Source organism: Lentibacillus kapialis (genome assembly GCF_014646635.1).
In the GTDB taxonomy this organism is placed as follows: Bacteria; Bacillota; Bacilli; order Bacillales; family Amphibacillaceae; genus Lentibacillus; species Lentibacillus kapialis.
The window spans coordinates 1-702 of record NZ_BMNQ01000136.1 but is presented as its reverse complement, the minus strand read 5'-3'; the positions used below and the strand labels follow the sequence as shown (position 1 = coordinate 702).

Sequence of the window (702 nt, the reverse complement as noted above, 5' to 3'; positions counted from 1 at the left end):
ATTGATCGACGTCTTCTTGGGTTGTAGATGATCGGCCCCCTTTTTCTTTTTGTATTTCTTCCGTTTGTTTTGGTTTCGGAGTTTCTTCGAGATAGACAATCATCCTCTCCATATAGCGTCTTGCATCAGTTGAAAATGCCACTTTTATTTCTAGTTTCCCATCCTCCGGACACACTTCTCCCATGTACTCATAATAATTGTCACAATGTGGACATATCATGGGGTCTTTTTGGCCACTGGAAATAACACGCTCTCGCCATGTTTGGCGGCGAAGCGTTTTCTTCACTTTCAATATCCAGCGTCTTGTTCTTTGTTGCCATGCAGCCAACATTCTCTTGCTTAAGCTTTTGCTTCGTCTTGAATACATGCCATAATGACGAATCGTTTTGAATTGCTCATCCGGAATATGTCGGATTAAGCGACTGATAAACGCTTCGACAGTCAACGTTTCACGTTTCTCTTGATGATCTTTTTTATCGATGTATTTGAAGGTCACAGTTTGCCCATCATATGCCTCAATCCGATTGATTCCAATCGCTGGTCGACGCATATAACGGCCAATATATCGCAGTTGATCTTTTATTTTCCCCCTTTGTTTTGGCGCATACACATAGAAGCCTTCCCCATTTTCGGAAAAAGCCTTTTGTAAGCGCGGCTGAACCTGTTTCTTTTCTTTCTTTGTCAGGTTCTTTCTGATTAGCT

1 protein-coding gene is annotated in these 702 nt (G+C 41.9%); it reads right to left on the bottom strand.

What is annotated here, in order from left to right; translation table 11 throughout:
• Window positions 1-702 (bottom strand): IS91 family transposase (locus IEW67_RS17970; protein ID WP_229671968.1); only part of this gene is annotated, 702 nt, incomplete at both ends.